Below are 1,389 nucleotides of genomic sequence, written 5' to 3'. Positions count from 1 at the left end.
CAGCTACTCGTTCTGTCAGTTAACTAGGTATCCGAGTAATGAGTTGGTCTAACGATGAGAGTTCACAACTTGCCGCAACTGGGTTTTCAATGCAATATAGGCAGGAACCTGATAGTATTCCACCAATAGCCAACTCACAAGGCTGGTATGTACTAAGAATGTTAGTCCTGTCCATAGGATGGGGAAATTCCATGAAGTGCTACTGATTGGTGGAAACATATAGGCACAGAGACCGATGATAGCGGGTGGAAAAATAATCAGTACCAACGCTATGAACCAAACTAGCCCTGTGATGTCATCCATTTTCTGATGAACACTGCGCCAAGTTCTGCCTGTCCAACGCCATGCCATCGGTTGAGAACTGTCAGCCGCATGGAGAGTCTGCTGCTCTAGATTTGCAGTGAAGAGATGGTGACAAAAGTTACAGGCAAATGCATCCATTAATGCCAGGGTCGCAATGTTGCCATGACGACATACTGGACAAATATAATTGCCCCCATAGTCTAGAGTACGGTGGTCAGGGCTAGTAGTCGATAGGCTACGTGATCGGGACATGTCGATAGCTCAGCCAATAGTTCAACCAATGTGGATACAAACACTGTGAACACTAGTCAATAGTACTATTCTAAGGTTATGGTCTAAGGTTATGGGTGTAACAAAAAACTGAGACGGTGCTGTAGCATTCGCTAGACTGTCATAATGTCTTTTTCCTTTTCTGCGAGCACCTCGTCTAGCTTAGCGATATATTTATCAGTCAGCTTTTGAATCTTGTCCTGTAAGTCACGAGCCTCATCTTCGGATAATTCTCCGTTCTTCTCTTGCTTGCGGATGGCATCGATCGCATCACGGCGCACATTGCGTACCGACACCTTACCCTCTTCAGCCATCTTTGCAGCTAGCTTTACTAGCTCTTTACGCCGATCGCTGGTTAATGGCGGCACATTCAACCGGATAGTTGAGCCATCATTATTAGGCGTTAGCCCCACATCTGACATGGAAATTGCTTTTTCGATCACGTTCAGACTGGACCGATCAAACGGTTGAATGCTGATGGTCGATGAGTCTGGCGTAGAAATGTTAGCCAGGGACTTCAAGGGTGTAAGCGCGCCGTAATACTCTACCATGACCCTATCGAGCAGAGCGGGGTTAGCTCGCCCGGTGCGAATGGTATTGAACGATCGCTGAGTAGCCTCAATGGCTTTTTTCATCGACTCTTCAATTTCAGTAATTTTCACAAGAACCTCCTAACCTTTTCACTTATTTTCACTTACTATTGTGTGTGCAAAATTCACCATGCAAGGGCGTGTTCTAGGCAATTAGTTGCTAACAAAGGTGCCAATTTTTTCCCCTTTGACCGCGCGGTGGATATTCCCCGGAACTGACAGGTTA

2 protein-coding genes are annotated in these 1,389 nt (G+C 46.0%); both read right to left on the bottom strand.

Features of this window, described 5'->3' with window-relative positions; all coding sequences use genetic code 11:
* Nucleotides 1-48: 48 nt before the first annotated feature.
* Entirely contained in the window at nucleotides 49-555 is a 507-nt protein-coding gene (locus tag NZ772_19000; GenBank protein ID MCS6815646.1) for a hypothetical protein, read from the bottom strand.
* Nucleotides 556-686: 131 nt separating this feature from the next.
* Nucleotides 687-1,235: a ribosome recycling factor gene (gene frr / locus NZ772_18995; GenBank protein ID MCS6815645.1), complete on the bottom strand. Its 549-nt coding sequence runs from the start codon at nucleotides 1,233-1,235 to the stop codon at nucleotides 687-689.
* Nucleotides 1,236-1,389: the final 154 nt, after the last annotated feature.

The organism is Cyanobacteriota bacterium, assembly GCA_025054735.1.
Taxonomy (GTDB): Bacteria; Cyanobacteriota; Cyanobacteriia; order SKYG9; family SKYG9; genus SKYG9.
The sequence above is the reverse complement of the archived record's forward strand: the minus strand, read 5'-3'. Positions and strand labels throughout refer to the sequence as shown.

Bases quoted from the DNA above. Each gene is read 5' to 3' on its own strand.
- NZ772_19000 (MCS6815646.1), bottom strand. From the start codon at position 555: ATGTCCCGATCACGTAGCCTATCGACTACTAGCCCTGACCACCGTACT.